Here is a 20,264-nt window from a genome sequence, read left to right on the forward strand (position 1 = left end):
TTTTAGAAACTTGCGCGTAACATTAAACCATAAGTTCTTGTTGCTGGACCTGAACCAGCATTGGTAATTTGTTGTGACCAGTGTGAACCACCTGTCATTTGTTCAGGATCGAGGTGTTTGGCGGTTCTGTAGATGAAGAACAAGTTTCTTCCAAAGGCCGATAAACTGATGTTTTTCGCTTTTAACTTGCGAGCGAAATCTTTCGGAAGTCTATAAGCGAGCGAAAGTTCACGCATCTTGATATAGTTGTTTTTCTCTACATAAAGTTCATAACGAGAGTTTCCGCCATATTGTGGGCCACCCCAGTTATAGGTTGAATTGAAGTAGGTCGCTTGGGAGATGATATTCGCGTTTTTAGTACCATCTAATAAAACCCCGTCCAATAACATACCATCATGATAAACCGTTTCTCCATTAGGTCCAGTGGAACCAGTAGTAGCAATTCCTTTTCCTCCAAACAAGTAGTAACTCAATCCACCATGTTCGGCGTCCATACCCTCTAAGGTTTCTTCTAGCAAACCTCTACTTTTCATCCAGTTGATACCGGTAGGCATAATATGTCCTCCCCAGCGGAAGTCAATTAGAGCGTCCAAAGTGAAATTTTTGTAACTAAAGGAGTTGATGAACCCACCAATTGCTTTAGGCATGGCATTACCAACTTTTTTGTACGTTGTGTTGTCCAATTGATATAAACCATTTGCGTCAACAATCATTCGTCCTTGATCATCTGTTTTTACCGGCCGAGCGTAGATATCACCCAATGGTTCTCCAACTCTCGAAATAATCTTAGCTGCATCACCATCAATAAATCGGTGCTCTAATTCGGTCGCACCGCCTGCTAATTGCTCGACCTTGTTTCTGTTGAACGCAAGGTTAACGGTTGTATTCCACTTGAAGTTTTCACTTTGAACTGGTGTACCGTTAACAACAAATTCCCATCCTTTGTTACGTAATGTACCTACGTTTGCAACAATAGAGCTAGCACCTGTCGTCATTGGTAAAGAGAAATCTAAGATCTGATCTTTGATCTGGCCATTGTAATAAGTAATGTCAAATCCTAATCGGCCTTTTAACAATCTAGTTTCTAAACCAAATTCGATCTCATGCTTGGTCTCAGGTTTAATGCGCTCATTTCCGAAGCCGGAGGTTGGAACCTGTGTATAAATCACAGATCCTGTTCCTTGATCGCCCAGTGTTTTTTGAGAGAAGCTCAAGGCGCTTTGGAAAATATTAGGATAATTTCCCACAATTCCCCATGAGCCTCTTAATTTCGCATAATCGAAGATTTCCGGAAGTTTAAACGCATCAGATAAGATTAAACTTGAATTGACCGATGGATAATACAAAACATTGTTATCTGGGTGCATCTGTGAAATAAGCTCACGACGTAATGTCCCTTCTACATACCAATAGTCTTTAAAACTAAAATTTAAAGTTCCAAAAGTTGCATCTCTTAATGACCAAACCCTAGCTTGTGAGCTTCTGGAATCATTAACGGAGGCTGATAGATCATACCAATTGCGTTGAGATAATCCACCGTTAGTCCAGCCACTAACCGAAAAGTCCTGATTTTTTGTCGCAGTATAGCCTACTGCAGCTCCTAACTTAATGTCCTTATTAATTTGTTTTTTATAGGAGGCAAGAAGGTCGGTGTAATAAATGTTTTGATTTTGATTTTTTGTCGTAAATCCTGATTCGGTGTCAAAACCGTAAAGTAATGGGAAGCGATTAGGGCTGCGATCTTCAAATCGTGCTGATGTAACGTCAGCAGAGAATCTAGCGCGAACAGATAAATCGTCTGTTATTTGATAAGTATTCGTAAATGAACCAATTAGACGGTTTGAATATTCATCACTTGTTTTAGCTCGAGTATTCCAATAGTAATCTAATACATCGACTTTATATCCGTTGTGTATTAGATTTTCACCTGGGGTAAGACTTTGATTCGTTCCAGTTACATATTTATACCCTAGGCTCGTTTGATAGCGATCTGCATACCAGTCTGGGTTATCAAACGTGGAAATCATCCCCGTAAAATTGTTAATCAAGCGATCCGTCATAAATGGTCTGTTATGCGTATGCTGATTGATATAATTAACGACAACATCGGTTGTTAGTTTATTCCACAATTTAAATGTTGAGTTAAAATTGACAATGTTCTTTTTGTTATATGAATCGAACGACGTCATCTGATTATCTTGACGAGTAAGGGAGAAACGAACATTTGACGTTTCTGTTGCGTGGCCTAACGCGAGATTAAGGGATGTATTGTTGGGATTGTTGAAAAACTTTCCGTAAGCATTCTGAGCTTCATAAGGACGCACCTTACCATCCCATGTTACCGTTGGTAGTCCATCAAATTTAGGCCCGAAGTTTACCGTTGCGGGTAGAACACCTCTTGTAACTCCATCAACAGCCCTATCAGCGCCATAATAGAAAAATTTATCTTCAGCCTGTCCTCCATTTGCATAAGCTAAGCTATAGCCTGGCCCCCGTACATTTTGGAATTTGGGTAGGTATGCAATTTGATCATGCGTATAGTTTGCATTAAAATCAATTGAAAAGCCTGTCCCCCCCTTATTTGATTTTGTTGTGATAAGGACAACACCATTCATCGCTTCAGATCCATATAATGCAGCAGCTGAAGCTCCTTTTAAAATGGATACTGTTTCGATATCCTCAGGGTTTAAATCCTCAAGGCCATTACCGCGAGCACGTTGGTCGCCCCAATAATTGGAGTTATCAAATTTATTTTGGCGCATAGGTACCCCATCAATAATGACTAACGGTTGTGAACCTCCTGTGATAGAGTTAATACCACGAATATTGATATTTACCCCTGAGGTTGCTCCCCCTGGAGCAGTTGTGATGCGTACGCCCGGTGCTTTACCATATAATGCCCCCGCAAAGTTTGGTGAACCGGTTTTTGTTAGTTCTTTGGAATCAATCGTACTCATGGCATAACCAAGCTCTCTCGGGGCTTTTTTGATACCCATGGCAGTAACAACAACTTCTTCCAGGTTGGATTGGTCGCTGGTTAAGCTTACGTTGATTGTTTTGTTGGAACCAACCACAACTTCTTGGGATTTGTAGCCCACCATGGAGATGCGCAAAGTTTCACCTGTTGAAGCTTGGATTGTGAAAGATCCATTGCCGCCAGTTTGGGTGCCTCTGCTGGTTCCTTTTACGGAGACAGTGGCGCCAGAAATTGGTCCATTAGCATCTGAAACTATTCCAGAAATGCTTTGCTGCGCGTAGAGCGATGTAGCACTGAAAAGTGTACATAGCGCCAATCCTGCAGTTTTTTTGTAAAATAGACTCATGTTTTAGGTGTTTGTGTAAAACGTTAGTTAATTATGTTAGTAATATATTTTTCGATGACTAAGGCAGTTGTCCCCTTTTGTTGCGCCCTTTTATGCAGTGTGGAAATTGCCAATGTTGTCTTCCTTGAAATCTTCGGAATGCTATATTCATTAATGGCTACTTGAATATGAGGCGCCAAAATGTCCCCGATTTCGGCTCCCCGGCCACTGATGATTATTTTATCCGGATTGAGGATGTGTATTAACGTCGAAATTCCCTTGCCAAGTAAATAGCCAACTTTCCCAATGTTGTTGATTGCTACCTGATCTCCGATTTGGACAGCTTCAATTAATGCGTCGATTTTATTGATGTGTTCATGGGCTAGTTTATCATAAATGGAATATTCTCCATTCTTTATATCCCGCTCGGTATTTCGAATGGCTGCACTAATGGAAGCTTCGACTTCAAGACAGCCGCGTTTGCCACATGAGCATAAGGTTAATGTATCGGAAAGTGGAATATGGCTGAATTCGCCGGCATAACCTGATGTTCCCTTGAAGATATCATCATTGATGAGTATTCCTAAGCCTACACCCCAGTTTAGATTGATCACGAGCGAGTGGGATGAATCTTTTGCTTCACCAAATTTCCGTTCCGCTAGGGCGATACAACGTGAGTCATTGTCAATGATGGCCGGAACCTTAAATTTTTGCTCAAATAGTTTTCGAATGTTATATAAGGGCGAATCTTCATTGTACGATTCATTGAGACCTGTTTCCGAATCAACAAAACCAGGCATACTAATTCCAATACCGATTACTTGTGTAATGTTGATCTGGTTGGAAATGATGAAATTGTTCAATGCTTCCAGAATGGACTCCGTTGCCTTCTTATCTCTAAGGTCGATTGGAATATTATTTTGCGACGAAATTGTTTCAGCCTTGAGATTTGAGGAAGATATGGATGTATAGAATTGATCAATAGACACGCTAATAATACTTTGCTGTAAATTTTCATTAAGCATGTATTGTATAGCTTTTCTTCCACCTGTGGATGCTGCATAACCTTTTTCGACAACAACATTTCGTGTCAAAAGATCATTGATCTGCTTGGTGACAGAGGGGATGCTTTTCGATAAAGAGTTTGCAATGTCTGCAATCGGTTGCATCGGCCTGTAATACAAAATTCTCAAAATTTCGCCGCCCATAATTTAGTTCAATTGTATTAGTATAACTATTGGTTTTCTCTAAGTTTCATAATGGCTGATAAAAATCATTTCATCGCGCCTTGGTTTTTCATAGTAACTTGCTTATAGATCATCAATATGTTTAGATTCTCATAAGCATTGTATGTTAAAGATAAACACACTTTGTGTTAAGTTCAAAATTCTTTTTAAAATTTTTAAAAAGAATTTGATGATAATGTGTTTTTGCTCAAAAGAAGGCTCTTTTTTTTATCGATTAAAGAAAGGTTGGGTCAGTATTGTAACGAAATTGCTATAATATTAAAAGGTTTTTTGGGGAGAAGCTCCGAATGGTATCTCGAAATTATCCGTTTTTTTAGGGGAGATTGTAATATTATAACCGACTCTATCTTCGATTATTTATGATATAGCAAAACAAAAAGAGCCTGGTATTACCAGGCTCTTTCAAAATCTCAGGACAATTGCTCGCGAGATTTCATTCGTTTAATGTGTGATCATCTATTTGACGTCCCAGAAGATTTTAGTTGTTCTTGTATCATTTGCTTTAACAGCATCGTAATTAGAACTATTATTTGAAATCTCTTGGGTAGGATATAATAAACGTTTAGGAGGATTTGCGTAATTAGCCAATCCAGCCACAGGATATGTCAATATTGGATATCCTGTACGTCTCAATTCAGCCCAAGCTTGTTGTGCCTGTAAAAAACCATAATGTAACCATTTTTGAGTCCATATTAATTCTAGGTTCTTTGCTTGAGTTGTTGAAAAGCTGATAGTCGATTTGTCTACAAAGTCATTGATGACGTCATCGGTAGGTTTTTTCTCTGTTTTCAGTCCTGAAGTATTTAAATTATTTAAATAATAATAGAAAGAAACGGATTGTTTAACAGCGACATCGTAAGCATCTTTGGCTGCATTACTTGCTCCCCATCTTAATAACGCTTCAGCTTTATTGAAATTGGTTTCAGAAGCGGTAATGACAATTCCCGGCAAAGCATTGTTGTCGAAGATAGTTGCCGAATCCAACACAGCGTAGTCTTGATAATTCTTCTCCATATCCGCTGAAGTAAAGGAAATTGGCATTGCTCTATACTCTTTGTTCTGAACAAACTTACCGTCTACTGTTTTTCCGAATTTATCATAAAGTACCGGAATACGTGGATCATTCGCTGGTAACATCACTTTGTTCAACATATGATCTGTTGCGAATTGGTTAGGACCTTCAATCAAAGCCTGTCTCAATGTTCCGGTATAGTTGGTTAGCGGCTGCAATAAGATGTCTTCATTTCTGGGGTTATAGTTTGCCGTTGCGCCACCATCTGCCAATGGATATTGTGTTGGGTTATTCAGCATTTCAAGTACTTCAGTTCTTGCTTTTGCCTCATCAACAAAAGAAATGCGCATCAATAGACGCAGGCGAAGTGAATTGGCATACTTACGCCATTTCGCAACATTCCCGCTATTCAAGATATCGTATTTTGAAAAATCGGGATTGGTCGTTGCTGTTGATAAATACGTGTTGATATTTTTCAATTCGCTGATGAACTGATTGTATAATTCTTTTTGCGCATCAAACTTTGGCTTAATAATCGTACTTGTTGTTGGTAGACTACCGGCTTCACTGAAAGGGATATCTCCAAAGTTGTCAACAAGTTTAGATGCTTCGTCAAACAATACAATTTTGCCCGTTTGGATAAAGATCTCTTTACTTGCTTTCTCCGCTTCAGGAAGTTCAGCGTATGCTTTTTCCATGCTTCTTGTGATACCCAGTACACCAGGAGCATAAAAATCCGTCCAATATGCATAAGAGTAGCTATCGTTCGGCTGATACATGGTATTTGACGGATAAAAAGACGCTGTCTGCGTATATACTGCCTGATTGGACAGAATAAATGTACGGTAGTGGTAATAAGCTGGTCTTACACGATCATTATTTAGCATTTCGGCAAAGAACGCCGGAATATTTGCTTTTGTCGATGCATCTGGGTTTTGAAACTTGTCGTCAAGTTGTGATTTACAGCCGACCATCGTCGATAGGGCCGAAACCAAAGTTAATATAGAAAGAAAAGTTTTTTTCATGATTCTCGTGGGTAAAAAATTAAAAATTAGCATTCAATGAAAAACCGAAACTTCGGGTAGCAGCAGATGAACCAACGTCTACACCTTGTGCCCACCATTTGTTACCTACTGGAGCTTCAGGGTCAAGATTTTTCAATGTACGGTAGAAGTAGAATAGATTTCTGCCCAATAAAGAAACCTTTAAGTTGTTAATTTTAAGTCTTTTGGTGAAACTGTCTGGAATACGGTAACCAATAGACAATTCTCTTAATTTGATAAAGTTGTTGTCGTAAACGGCACCTTTTTCAGTCCAAGAATCTGCACCCCATCCGAATGTGTTCATGTAATATTCTGCAGCACTCAAATGTACATCGTTTGCTTTTCCTGTATTGGCGTTAACACCTTGCAAAGTCACTCCATTTTCGCGATATGGTAAGGTGTTTTCATATAGACCAGCACTCATGCCGTATTTGAGGTTTTCGGATACCATTTTACCTCCAAAACGATAATCAGCAGTAAAGTCTAACATAAAGTTTTTATAGGTAAATGTATTGGTCCAACCGCCTATCGCTTTTGGCATAATGTTGCCAGCATATTTGTACTTGGTTTTGTCGATCACATAGAGTCCATCGTCAGAGATCAAATTATTGCCGTTTTGATCTTTGGCAATGTCATAAACGTAAATATTTCCTAATTTCTCACCTTCTTTTGCCGTAATCTTCAAAGAGTTTTCATCGGCAGAGTAGAATACCAATTCTTCAACGCCCGGTGCTAGGGTTTTAACTGTCGACTTATTAAATGAATAGTTTAGTCTAGAATTCCAGGTAAAGTTTTCATTTTGAATTGGGGTACCGTTGATAGAAAGCTCCAAACCGTTATTGGCAATTTTTCCTATATTCAAAATTTGGGAAGTAGCCCCTGTAGAGGCTGGTGTTGTAAGTCCTAAGATCTGGTCGTCGATATAGTTGTTGTAGTAACTAACATCCAATCCTAATCTATTTTTTAGAAACTTCAATTCCATACCGACCTCAACCTCATATTTACGCTCAGGACGTAGATTGAGATTTCCATAATTGTTTCTGTAGGTCAATGATGGAACAGCGCCATTGATCGTCAATAATGGATTCTGGTTGTAAGCGATATTTGCTTCGTAGATTGCTGCATCATTACCAACAATACCGTAGGAAGCGCGAAGTTTACCGTAGGAGAACTTATCAGACTTTATATCGAAAGCATCGCTGAAAATAAAGCTACCACTAACCGAACCATAGCGATAATTATTGTTCGATGAAGGTAGTGTAGAAGAATATTCAGAACGATAAGTACCGTCTAAGTAAGCGAATCCTTTATAGCCAATATTTAAGGAACCAAAGTAGGCATATTTTAGCATTTCCTTTCTGCTATTTGAAGTTGTTGCCTGCGCGTAACTGTTGCTTAAGCTAAACCAGTTTTCTGTGACAAGACCACCTGCTGTACTTGACGATTGATCATCATAACGCTCTGATCTCGATTGGAAACCCACGCTCGCTGAATAGTCGAAATCTGCATTGATTTTGTTGCTATAGGTTGCCATTACATCACCATACAGGATCGAATAGACTCCTTTTGAAGTTGCGAAGCCTCCAGAACTGCTGGTAGTTGAATTGTAAGCCGTTGCATATTCGTTGTATTGCTTGTTGATGCTCGTTGCAGAAGTTAAGTCATTACCGATTCTTCCGCGGAGTTTCAAGTGATTTACAACATCCCAGTTTAATGTGGCACTTGTTAAAATCCTATTTTCGGTCTCATCATAACTGTTTTTGTATTGATTCCAAAAATAATCTAAGAGGTTGGAAGCCCTCATCGTGTATTTGAAGTCTTCAGGACGTCCTGTTCCAAATTTGGAATATTTGTAGCCGTCAGTGGTTTGATACGCATTTTTCATGGCAGACATATCTTCTGTTCTGCTGAAAAACCCGTCGAAACTTCCAAGTACCTGACCCAACAGATAGGTTCTGTTGTGGGTATTGGTATTGATAAAGTTAGCGACGATATCGGTCGACAATTTGTCGCTAAGTTTTAGCGTGCTATTAAGGTTGAAGGTATTTCTGTTTTGTTTACTACCAGGGCTCGTACTTTTATAGTCCATTCTGGTCGCACTCAAACGGTAGTTAATTTTCTCTGTTTGGTTTGAGATACCAACGTTAATATTGGAATTGTAGCCTTTGTCAAATACGTCGTAGTAGTTATTTTCACGTGCTTTGTATTGACGTACCTGTCCGTCCCACCACATAACATCTTCGCCAGTGAATTTTGGACCAAAACTTCCGTAGGATCTATAGTATGGTCTTCTTCCTGATGGAGAATTAGCATCTGTAAACCAACCTTCGGCAGATGCGCCGTTAGCGATGTTTGTCGCTGCGTCGTAACCGGGTCCATAAATATTTTGGAACTTCGGTAAAAAGGCTGCTCTTTCGATTGATCCATTATAGTTGAAGTCAATTCCTAGACCTCTTCCTTTTGTGCCTTTCTTTGTTGTAATAACAATTACCCCACTTGCAGCGTCCGAGCCGTATAGTGCACTGGCTGCGGCACCTTTTAAGATGGAAATATTGTCGATATCAGCTGGGTTGATGTCCAGCATACCATTACCTCTAATACGTTGATCGTCCCAATAATTATTATTGTTTGCACCAGTCGCACCACCTTGTTGATCGTTACGGATGATGATACCATCGACAACATAGAGGGGCTGGCGTTGATAGTTTAATGAATTGATACCACGGATTTGAACGTTAACCGCACTGGCAGAACCACCCGGAGCAGTGGTAATTTTCACACCTGGGGCTTTACCGTATAGTGCTGATCCAAAGTTGGTGTTACCCGCTTTGGTAATTTCTTCTGCTTTGATATTGCTAACTGCATATCCTAGCGCCTTAGATTCGCGCTTGATACCCATCGCAGTTACAACAACTTCATCTAAAGCTGAAGCGTCCTCAGTTAAGGAGACTTTAATCGATTTAGCGGAAGTAACCGTAATTTCTTGCGTGTGGTAACCGACAATAGAAACACGTAATACTTCTCCTGGAGCGGCTTGAATCGTAAAGGTTCCGCTTGCATTTGTTTGCGTTCCTTTGGCAGTACCCTTAACAGAAACTGTCGCTCCTGAAACTGGACCTTTGGCGTCAGTTACTGTACCAGTAATGGTTTGTTGTGCGTAAAGCGAAGTGGCGCTAAATAGCGTACACAATGCTATACCCGCTGCTTTTTTGTAAAATAGACTCATTTTTTAATGATTAGTATGAATTACAATAAGTAAATGATTAGTGTGGTTATTATTTTGTTAAAATTTTATTAATGTGATTTTCGACTACAATCGCTGCAGTACCTTTGATTTGTGCATGTTTGTTTAAAGATGACATTTGAACATTCGTTGTTTTTGCAATTTCAGGAATGCAAAATTCATTGATGGCAATTTGTATTTGTGGATTCAAAATTCGTCCCAGTTCTGCACCTCTTCCGCTAACGATGATCTGTTTTGGATTCAGAATATGGATAAGTGTTGATATGCCTTTACCTAGCATATAACCTATTTTTCCTAAATTATTGATAGCGATTTGATCGCCCACATTCGAAGCTTCAATTAAGGCGTCTATTTTGTTGAGTTTACTTTTTACAAAGGTGCTATAAATCGAATATTCGTTGTTTTGGATATCAGTTTCCGTACTTCGAATGGCTGCGTCTAAGGAGGCTTCTACCTCCAGGCATCCCCTTTTTCCGCAAGAACATAACGTGTTGTCATCCGAAAGTGGGATATGACTAAATTCTCCAGCAAAACCTGATTCGCCTTTAAAAACAGAGCCATTGATAATAATGCCCAATCCGACACCCCAATTTAAATTGATGATGAGTGAATGATCAATATCTTTTGCTGATCCAAACTCTTTTTCTGCGATAGCAATACATCTGGAGTCATTCTCTATCACAGTTGATATTTGGTATTTTGCTTCTATGCTACTTTTGATACGGTATAAAGGATGATTATGGGGATAAGATTCATTGACACCCAATTCAGAATTGACAAATCCTGGTATACTTAGACCAATACCAATTATTTTGTCCCTTTGGATTCCCGATAGTTCCAAAATCGATTCAATTTCGTCCAATAGTAAATCAGCAGAGTTGCTGGACTTCAATTCTAGGGGAACATCACGGTGTTCGATAATCGTCTGTTGATTAAGATCTGTTAATGTAAATGTGGAAAAATGCTGATCGGTTGAAATCGTCAAGATATAAAAATTCAGTGCTGGATTAATTGCGAACTGCAAAGGACGTCTTCCGCCGGTAGATTCTGCAAAACCACATTCAACAATTATTTTTTCTTCAAGTAAACGATTGATTATTTTTGTAATGGAAGGTGTACTCTTAGCGAGTTTTTTGACCAACTCTGCAATAGAAAGCGCAGAATCAAAATAAAGGTTTTTCAATATTTCTTTTTCCATTAGTTCGTGTGGTTTCTAAAAGTTGATTAAACTTTTGTTAAAGATATGTTAAATCGCATGTAAGATCAAAATACTTTTTAAAAAAATTTAAAAAGTTGCGGCTATGCTTTGTTTTTTTTGTTTTTGTGTAACAATTTGTATTCCTGTTTGTGCCATTAAATCATAGATTATGCATAAAAATGAATATCAAATAGCTTATATTTACCTTTTAATTATACAATCTGATTATGAAACAACGCTATTACTCCTTGGATGTCTTTCGTGGGGCTACTGTGGCACTGATGATTATGGTGAATAATCCGGGGACATGGGCTCATATGTTTGCGCCGCTAAAACATGCAGAATGGCATGGTTGCTCGCCTACAGACCTGGTTTTTCCTTTTTTTCTTTTCGCAGTGGGTAATGCCATGTCTTTTGTTATCCCACGATTACAGGAAGCTGGTCCGGCGATATTTTGGCAAAAAGTAATTAAACGGACGGTCTTAATTTTTGCGATCGGACTTTTTATAAACTGGTGGCCTTTCGTGAAATGGGATGGCGCAGCCCTTGTGTTGAAGCAATGGGTAGACGGAGCGGACCCGAGCCGTGGAATTCGGATTTTCGGAGTACTGCAGCGCATTGCCGTAGCCTACTGCTTTGCGTCAATTCTCGCCTATTATTTTAAGGAAAAAACGATAATCTGGATCTCGACGATTATTCTGTTGTTATATTGGGCAATTTGTGCAATAGCCGGAGGACCAGATCCCTATAGCTTAGAAGGTTGGTTCGGTACACAATATGATATTGCCATTTTAGGTTTACCGCATGTTTACAAAGGGGAGGGGGTACCCTTCGATCCCGAAGGACTGATGAGCACATTACCGACGATTGTTCAGGTCGTCTTTGGGTATTTAGTTGGTGTATTTATAAAAAAACAAGGTCAGGTGGATTGGTTGTGGTCTAAAGTACCGCCCTCTAATGAGCCTCATTTTAAATTGCTGGCGGGAATGTTTGTGACCGGATTTATTTTGGTCGTATTGGCTTGGATATGGGCCTTGGGTTTTCCGATCAATAAAAAAATATGGACGAGTTCCTATGTGCTCTATACAACAGGTTTGGCAACCATGACACTAGGTGGTATGATCTGGTTTATTGAAGTGCAGGGGGTGAAAAATAAATTGACACAGTTTTTTGATGTTTTTGGTAAAAATCCGTTATTCATCTTTGTCTTGAGCGGTGTTCTACCACGCTTTTTGGGATTGTTCCGCATTCCTGATGGCGTAAAAGAGGATGGTACACAAAAATACCTCGACGCTTTTGCCTGGTTTTATAAATATGTTTGCGCGAAAGTGCCTGGGATACCAGAAGTTGGTTCTTTTGTTTATTCACTATGTTTCTTAACGTTGATGTGGGTAATCTGCTATTGGTTGGATAAGAAGAAAATCTACGTAAAGGTTTAATAGTGGCTGAACCTTTGCTTATTAAATTATTTTGGCAACCGAAGATTTTTGCTATCTTTGCAGCCAATTAATAAAATTTTTAACGCTTTAATATTATTCAGGAAATGTATTTAAGTAAAGAGTACAAAGCTGATATCTTCGCAGAATTTGCTGGATCAGCTACAAACACAGGATCTACTGAAGGTCAAGTTGCTTTATTCACTAAGAGAATTGCTCACTTAACTGAGCACTTGAAAAAAAACAGAAAAGATTTCGGTACACAACGTGCCCTACAAATGTTAGTAGGTAAACGTCGTTCATTATTAGCTTATCTTTACAAAAAAGATATCAACCGTTACCGTGCGATCATTAAAGGTCTAGGTTTACGTGATATTATCAAATAAGCTTTAATACAAAGGTGTTAAGAAAGCCATCCAATTTTTGGATGGCTTTTTTTATTGTGTTTATCGTGCCCGAATTGTTATTGTATTTTTCGCGTCAGCATGGTCGTTTTCTGTTCGTCATGGCCTTTTGTAGTTGTTCAGGACTTTCTTAGGTTAGCGGACGACATTGGCCTATTTATCCCTTACTTCAGTTTCACTATTTAGTCTTTATTTAATCGCTTTTTCCTCGGAGCTTGCTCGCTATTTCTTCGCTTCCAACCGAAGAAGTACCGAACAAGCTCCGAACAAGTACCGAAGAAGCACCGAGGAATCTCCGAAAATGATAGCCATGTTTTATACTTGTCTTATATTGTTTTATACTACGCGACAGGCTAGATTCCTCGTTATAATTGATAAGCCTTTGGAAGCCTTTTTCGAGAAATAAGAGAACTTGAGAAGACTTCAATTGATTCATTGCTTGACAGATTAAGGCGGTTGCTGCCGTATTACGATGGTTTGATGATTTAGCCTGCTGTTAATTGCACTAATCTTAATATTTTAATTTACCTTTGTGCTGAAATCTAATGTATTTAAAATATTGGCATGCTGCCAACAAGATGAAAAGCATGTCGCAAACAAGATTAAATGAATTACAACGAAATTAAAACGACCATCGATATGGGTAATGGCACCCAGATCGAATTGTCTACAGGTAAATTGGCAAAACAGGCTGATGGGGCTGTAGTATTAAAACAAGGTGATACGATGTTGCTTGCAACAGTTGTTTCAGCTAAAGAAGCGAAATCTGGTGTTGATTTTTTACCCCTTTCTGTAGATTATCAAGAAAAATATGCGGCAACTGGCCGTATTCCAGGTGGTTTCTTACGTCGTGAGGCTAGATTGTCAGATTATGAGGTATTGATCTCACGTTTGGTAGATCGTGCATTACGTCCTTTGTTCCCTGAAAATTATCACGCAGATACACAAGTTGCAATCAGCTTGATCTCTGCAGATAAAGATATTATGCCTGATGCTTTAGCGGGCTTGGCTGCTTCTGCAGCTATTGCTGTTTCTGATATTCCTTTCAATGGACCGATTTCTGAAGTGCGTGTTGCGAAAATTGACGGTCAGTTGGTCATCAACCCAAAATTGTCTGAGCTTGAAAATGCAACTTTAGAGTTTATTGTTGCTGGTTCTGCACAAGATATCGGTATGGTTGAAGGTGAAGCGAAAGAGATTTCTGAAGCTGAAATGGTAGAAGCAATTGCTTTTGCTCATGAAGCGATCAAAAAACAAGTTGCTGCTCAAGTAGAACTGGCTAACTTAGTTGGTAAAACGGTTAAACGTGAGTATAACCATGAGCCTGAAAACCTTGAATTGAGAGATGCTATTTTTGCAGCTACTTACGATAAGGTTTACGCTATTGCAAAATCTGCTTCTGCAAAACATGACCGTTCTGAAAACTTCGCAAAAATCGCGGAAGAGTACAGAGCAACAATGCCAGAGGAATTGGATGATGATACCGCATTCTTATTTAAAAAATATTTCCACGATGTTCAGTATGATGCTGTTCGTAATCTTGTCTTAGATGAAGGAATTCGCTTAGATGGCCGTAACGTACGTACAGTTCGCCCAATCTGGTCAGAAATAGATTACTTGCCTGCTGCACACGGTTCAGCTGTATTCACACGTGGTGAAACACAATCATTGACTTCGGTTACTTTAGGTGCTAAAGACGATGAGCAAATGATCGATGGTGCTTTTATCAACGGTTATAACAAGTTTATTCTTCACTACAACTTCCCTGCATTCTCTACAGGTGAGGTAAGACCTAACAGAGGTCCAGGCCGTCGTGAAGTTGGTCACGGTAACTTAGCAATGCGTTCATTGAAACAGGTACTTCCTGCAGACAGTGAAAATCCATATACTATCCGTGTTGTTTCTGATATTCTGGAGTCAAATGGTTCTTCTTCTATGGCAACTGTATGTGCTGGTACATTAGCACTTTTGGATGCCGGTGTGAAATTGAAAGCGCCAGTTTCAGGTATTGCCATGGGATTGATTTCTGATGAGAAAACAGGTAAATATGCGATCTTATCGGATATCCTAGGTGATGAAGATCATTTAGGTGATATGGACTTTAAAGTAACGGGTACAGAAAAAGGTATCGTTGCTTGTCAAATGGACTTAAAAATCAATGGTTTGAAATGGGAAGTATTGACGCAAGCTTTGGATCAAGCAAAAGAAGCGCGTTTACACATCTTGGGTGAGATGAAGAAAACAATTTCTGCTCCTCGCGAAGATTACAAACCACATGCACCACGTATCGTTCAATTGTTGATCGATAAAGAATTTATTGGCGCTGTAATCGGACCAGGTGGTAAAATTATCCAAGAAATGCAACGTGAGACCGGTGCTACAATTTCGATCGAAGAAGTTGATAATAAAGGTGTTGTTCAAGTATTCGCAGATAATAAAGCGGCTATTGATGATGCAGTAGGTCGTATCAAAGCGATTGCTTCTAAACCAGAGATTGGTGAAACTTACGAAGGTAAAGTGAAATCAATTATGCCATTCGGTGCTTTCGTTGAAATCATGCCTGGTAAAGACGGTTTATTGCACATCTCTGAAATCGACTGGAAACGTCTTGAAACAATGGACGGTATCTTCAAAGAAGGTGATAAAGTAACGGTTAAATTGTTGGATATCGACAAACAAGGTAAAATGAAGCTTTCCCGTAAAGCTTTATTGCCTCGTCCGCCGAAAGAAGACAAACCAAAGCAGGATAAACCTGCTGGCGAAGCTCCTGTAGCTGGTGCTGGTCAAGAATAAGTTTATTCTTTAAATGATATGAAAAGCTCGCTTTACGCGGGCTTTTTTTATGGAAAATGCTGTTAGGAACTGTTTGCTGCCCGGCGGGATGTCAAACGAATTTTGGATTTTTTAAATGAGGAGACTGCTGTTAATCTATTCAAGCTGCACTATGCTAGTAAAAGATTTAGCGGCGATTATTGGCTTGATGTCGTTATGCTGAAATAGGGAGGAGTTAGGTTAATATGTAGATCAGAAAACAAATCAGGCTGTCAATTCGACAGCCTGATTTATTCTTTTATAACATGATAACACCTATAACATGATAACACCTTTTATCTTCGCTACTTCTTTGTAGAAGTAGATTACCTGATCGGCGTCTTTTACGTTCAAGTTTACCGTAATTGAAGTATACTTACCTGTTTTGGAATCCTTAAAATCAAACTGTGCACCTGTGTCATCAAATACGCGCTGGATCTGATTGAAGTGGTCCTGATCTTTTGGTAAGATAAATTTATACGTATAGTCCTTTGGAAATGTTTCTAAGTCTTCCAAACGCTCTTTAAAAGTTTCATAGAAGTCTTTTGGATTATCACCTCCATCAGGGATATCTTGTATATTGATGTTTTTGTAATCTGCCATGTTTTGTTTCTCCTTAAATATGTTATTAAGGTATTAACAAATATTAATCCAGTAATGTTTTACTGACAATTTTTCAGTTAATTATTGTCAATGCTTGAAGGCCAATCGGCTTTGTTTTTACCAAAGTTTTTGTGTGGCGTAGCACTCATCTCGATTTCCATCTGTCCACCTGCTAAAAGCTGCGCATGTGTAATGAACGTTTTGGCGTAAGGCTGGCCATTTAATTTGATTGATTTGATATATGGATTGGCTTTGCCTTGGTTTTTAACATCGATCGCTAACGTTTTGCCATTCGGTAGATTGATATTCGCATGTTGCATCATCGGCGAACCGAAGACATAAACACCACTCATTGCATTTAATGGATAGAAGCCCATTGCCGAGAATACATACCATGCGCTCATTTGTCCGACGTCATCATTTCCACATAGACCAGCTGGACTGTTTGTGTAAAACTCAGTCATCGCTTTACGGACTAAGGCTGCACCTTTCCAAGGTTGTCCCGCGTAAGCATACAAGTAGGGGATATGGTGATTTGGTTCGTTACCTTGCGCATATTGGCCGATTAGTCCTGAAATATCCGGTGAAGCTTCACCACCAAGATCCGATGACATGGTCGTAAAATAATCCAGTTTTTTCAAAAATTTCTCCTCGCCACCGAAAAGATTGATCAGCCCTTTGACATCTTGGGGTACTAACCAGGTGTATTGCCATGCATTACCTTCGCAATAGTCATTCTCGCGGTGTTTGGCCATGAGGGGGTCGAAAGGTCTGCGGAACTCGCCATTGGCTTTTTTACCGACGAAATGACCTACCTCTTTGTCAAAATATTGCTCGTATAGTTTGTAGCGTTTTTTGAAATAAGCAGCGTCTTCTGTTTTACCCAGTTTTTCGGCAATTTTATAAGCACCAAAGTCAGCAATCGCATACTCTAATGCCCATGCTACAGACTCATTAGGCATGCTGTCGATAGGAATGTAAGTCAGTTCACGCGCATATTTCAGACCGTGATCATTACCCATGGCCGTGGTCTTAACAGCTTCCCACATCAAAGGATAATCTTTCTCGTCAATAATTCCTTTTAAGAAGGCGTCAGCAATCACTGGAATTGCAGGTAATCCAACCATTGTATTGGTTTCATTGCCTTGTAAGTGCCACATGGGTAATTTACCTTGTTGTTGATAGATCGCCAACATGGTTTTGATAAAATCCTGGTTGATTTTACGGTCCTCCAAGATCGTCATCAAAGGATGAAGACCACGGTAAGTATCCCAAAGCGAAAATACCGTATGGTTGACAAAATCCTGTTTTTCATATACTTGTTTGTCAGTTCCTAAATAATCGCCATTTGCATCGTTGAAGATGGTAGGAGCGAAGTAGGTGTGGTATAATGCCGTATAGAAGATTGTCTTCGTATCTTTGTCGGCTTCAAATTGAATCTTATTTAAGGTTTTGTTCCAACGTTGATCGGCGTCTTGCTTTACTTTTTCAAAATTCCAGCCTGGAATCTCGGCGTTGATGTTGTTCAGCGCATTGGTCGAGCTTACCGGAGAAATACCGACTTTGAGTTCGATGGTTTTATTTTTAACAGCATCAAAGAATAAAGCCGCTTTGATTGCCTGTCCTTTGAATGTTGTTTGGCCTAATTTTTCTTCTTTACCTTCGAAAAATCTTACTTTTTGTATCGGTTGGGAAGTTCTGATGGCAAAATACAATTTTTGGTCAGTCGCCCATCCTGTTGAAAAGCGGTAACCAACAAAGGTCGAATCGTTCACCTGTTTGATGTAGGTGTCTGTCGGTTTATCCCAATTGATATGGTAACCTAAATCGACCAAAATATGTGCATTGTCTGTTTTTTCATAGCGATATTGATGATAACCAACACGTTCGGTGGCTGTCAGGTTGGCCTGCACCTGATAGTCATCTAAATAAGCGCTATAGAATCCCGGTTTTGCTACCTCATTTTCTTTTTTGAAGGAAGAGCCATAACCTGTATTCATTTTGTTGAATTCTGCGGGCGTTAATTGTAATTTTCCGTTAGCAGGAACGATCATAAGGTCGTTGAGGTCACCGATACCTGTTCCGCTCAGGTGGGTATGGGTAAAACCTAAAATTTCCTGGCTTTTGTAATTGTATCCACTGCACCAATCCCATCCGTTGAACTTGTCCCAAATCTGTGGAATTTGAGTAGGCCCCAATTGCACCGCACCTAAAGGTACATTCGCACCAACAAAGACGTGGCCATGATCCGCGGACCCAATAAAGGGGTTGACATATTGTGTAAGATTTTGCTGGGCTTGCGCACAAAATGGTAAAATTAGTGTGCCCAACACTGTTTTGAGTAGTTTATTTCCTGTCATAGGTTTTGTTCGGGTATTTGAAAACTGCTTAAAATTAGTAAATAAAACCTTTTAGCGCAATTTTATTATTATTTTAGTAAATTGTCGTTAAATTTTTTACTTTAGTAATCTTCGTAATAAAAAACTTAACAAACCTACTACTACTACATGAAGAAACGTATTCTGATCAGTGATATCGCAAAGGCCTTGGGGATTTCTGTAACTACTGTGTCCTTTATTTTAAATGATAAGGCAAAAGAAAAGCGTATTAGTGAGGCTTTGACTAAGCGGGTTTTGGACTATGTCAAAAAGGTCGGCTATAAGCCCAATGAGTTGGCAAAAAGTCTCCGCACAGGGAAGACGAAGATTCTAGGTTTGATTATCGAAGATATTTCCAATCCTTTTTTTGGGAATATAGCACGCCTGATCGAAAGTAAGGTCTATGAGCAGGGCTATCGTATTATTTATTGTAGTACCAACAATGATGTAGAAAAAGCGAAGGAGTTGATCCAGATGTTTTACGATCGGCAGGTGGATGGTTTTATTATTACACCTTCCGATGGTTTGGAAGATACCGTAAAGCAGTTACAGCAGAATAATATCCCGGTTGTGCTCTTCGACCGATATTTTCCGGGGCTTGAAACAGACTATGTTGGGGCCGACAATTTTCAGGGGGCCTTTGATGCAAGTAACCATTTGTGTCAACAAGGTTATAGACGTATCGGATTTGTATCGCTCTACTCGGATCAAACTCAAATGAAAGAGCGTTCAGATGGCTATATGAAAGCTATGGATAATAATAAGCAGCAAAGTTTTATCCAGAAGATCCAAATGGATGCTTCGGATGAGGAGGCGATGGAATCTTTGCGGGAGTTCATCTGTGAAAACAGGCTGGATGCTGTTTTGTTCTCCACTAACTATTTGGCGATTTCGGGCTTGAAGGCCGCTAAAAAGTTCAACTTTACGATGCCAGCAGTCATTGCTTTTGACGACCATACAGTTTTTAAGTTGGTAGAACCTGCTATCACAGTTGTTTCGCAGCCGATCAAGGACATTGCTGAGAACCTGATTAATATTTTGTTGCTTCGTCTTCAGGGTAAAATAAAAGCAACACGTAGAATGGTGTTGCCTTGTGAACTGAAAGTTCGTGAGTCGACTAAAGTGAAAGTTACTTCGTAGTATCGGCTACAAATTTCATTGAAATAGAATTAACGCAGTGACGCGTGTTTTTTGTCGTAAAGCCTTCTCCGAGGAATACATGGCCTAAATGCGCGCCACATGTGCTACAAAGGATTTCAGTGCGGCGACCATCGGCATCGGTGATCCTTGTAATTGCTCCAGGAATCTCATCATCAAAACTTGGCCAGCCACAGCCAGATTCAAATTTCGACTCCGAACGGTATAGCGGGCTGTCACAACGGCGGCAGATATACGTTCCTTTGAGCTTATTGTCTAAAAGTTCACCCGTAAAAGGCCGCTCAGTTCCCTTGTGTATAATAATGTATTCCTCTTCTTTACTTAGCGGGTTGTATTTTTTGTTTGTTTCCATGGCTGTCGTATGTTAGTCGTTGATTTTGACAGGAGCGGTCGACTGGGATCAATCTATTCCTTTATATAAAAGAGCA

The 20,264-nt window shown here is 39.5% G+C and carries 13 protein-coding genes; 4 read left to right on the top strand and 9 right to left on the bottom strand.

Annotation, left to right across the window (positions count from 1 at the left end; genetic code table 11):
* Positions 1–2: 2 nt before the first annotated feature.
* The 5 genes from B4Z90_RS23230 to B4Z90_RS23250 form a co-directional block, all read right to left on the bottom strand.
* Complete coding sequence (locus B4Z90_RS23230; RefSeq protein WP_286803452.1) at positions 3–3,323, bottom strand: SusC/RagA family TonB-linked outer membrane protein; 3,321 nt, start codon at positions 3,321–3,323, stop codon at positions 3–5.
* Between the two features lie 23 nt (positions 3,324–3,346).
* Positions 3,347–4,471: an ROK family protein gene (locus B4Z90_RS23235; RefSeq protein WP_286752302.1), complete on the bottom strand. Its 1,125-nt coding sequence runs from the start codon at positions 4,469–4,471 to the stop codon at positions 3,347–3,349.
* A gap of 534 nt (positions 4,472–5,005) precedes the next feature.
* Complete coding sequence (locus B4Z90_RS23240; RefSeq protein ID WP_156167642.1) at positions 5,006–6,586, bottom strand: SusD/RagB family nutrient-binding outer membrane lipoprotein; 1,581 nt, start codon at positions 6,584–6,586, stop codon at positions 5,006–5,008.
* A gap of 19 nt (positions 6,587–6,605) precedes the next feature.
* Positions 6,606–9,830 carry a SusC/RagA family TonB-linked outer membrane protein gene (locus tag B4Z90_RS23245; protein WP_286803453.1) on the bottom strand — a complete coding sequence of 1,075 codons (3,225 nt, stop codon included), beginning with the start codon at positions 9,828–9,830 and terminating at the stop codon, positions 6,606–6,608.
* A 49-nt stretch (positions 9,831–9,879) separates the two neighbouring features.
* A complete protein-coding gene (locus B4Z90_RS23250; protein WP_286752304.1) occupies positions 9,880–11,046 on the bottom strand; it encodes an ROK family protein in 1,167 nt (388 codons plus the stop codon).
* A gap of 227 nt (positions 11,047–11,273) precedes the next feature.
* Between B4Z90_RS23250 and B4Z90_RS23255 the strand changes: the two genes are divergently transcribed.
* Positions 11,274–12,485 carry an acyltransferase family protein gene (locus B4Z90_RS23255; RefSeq protein ID WP_286803454.1) on the top strand — a complete coding sequence of 404 codons (1,212 nt, stop codon included), beginning with the start codon at positions 11,274–11,276 and terminating at the stop codon, positions 12,483–12,485.
* A gap of 104 nt (positions 12,486–12,589) precedes the next feature.
* Positions 12,590–12,868 (top strand): 30S ribosomal protein S15, encoded by a 279-nt coding sequence (gene rpsO / locus B4Z90_RS23260; RefSeq protein ID WP_046674145.1) that lies wholly within the window; start codon positions 12,590–12,592, stop codon positions 12,866–12,868.
* 211 nt (positions 12,869–13,079) lie between these two features.
* Here the strand turns inward: rpsO and B4Z90_RS23265 are convergent, their stop codons facing one another.
* Positions 13,080–13,322, bottom strand: a complete 243-nt coding sequence (locus B4Z90_RS23265; RefSeq protein ID WP_139144929.1) for a hypothetical protein — start codon at positions 13,320–13,322, stop codon at positions 13,080–13,082.
* A 170-nt stretch (positions 13,323–13,492) separates the two neighbouring features.
* Between B4Z90_RS23265 and pnp the strand changes: the two genes are divergently transcribed.
* Positions 13,493–15,679, top strand: coding sequence for a polyribonucleotide nucleotidyltransferase (pnp, locus tag B4Z90_RS23270; RefSeq protein ID WP_112373826.1), 2,187 nt, complete (start codon positions 13,493–13,495; stop codon positions 15,677–15,679).
* Positions 15,680–15,973: 294 nt separating this feature from the next.
* Here the strand turns inward: pnp and B4Z90_RS23275 are convergent, their stop codons facing one another.
* Positions 15,974–16,300, bottom strand: a complete 327-nt coding sequence (locus B4Z90_RS23275; RefSeq protein WP_145327846.1) for a DUF493 domain-containing protein — start codon at positions 16,298–16,300, stop codon at positions 15,974–15,976.
* Positions 16,301–16,377: 77 nt separating this feature from the next.
* Entirely contained in the window at positions 16,378–18,660 is a 2,283-nt protein-coding gene (locus B4Z90_RS23280; protein ID WP_286803457.1) for a GH92 family glycosyl hydrolase, read from the bottom strand.
* A gap of 147 nt (positions 18,661–18,807) precedes the next feature.
* Here B4Z90_RS23280 and B4Z90_RS23285 point away from each other — a divergent pair, with 147 nt between their 5' ends.
* Positions 18,808–19,818: a LacI family DNA-binding transcriptional regulator gene (locus B4Z90_RS23285; RefSeq protein WP_112373823.1), complete on the top strand. Its 1,011-nt coding sequence runs from the start codon at positions 18,808–18,810 to the stop codon at positions 19,816–19,818.
* On the opposite strand, the gene B4Z90_RS23290 is transcribed toward B4Z90_RS23285, so the two are convergent.
* On the bottom strand, positions 19,808–20,188 hold the full coding sequence (locus B4Z90_RS23290) for a methionine-R-sulfoxide reductase (RefSeq protein ID WP_046674140.1): 381 nt from the start codon (positions 20,186–20,188) through the stop codon (positions 19,808–19,810). The two genes, B4Z90_RS23285 and B4Z90_RS23290, sit on opposite strands and share 11 nt — an antisense overlap.
* Between the last annotated feature and the right edge of the window lie 76 nt (positions 20,189–20,264).

The organism is Sphingobacterium sp. UBA5639, from assembly GCF_002421245.1.
Lineage (GTDB): Bacteria > Bacteroidota > Bacteroidia > Sphingobacteriales > Sphingobacteriaceae > Sphingobacterium > Sphingobacterium multivorum.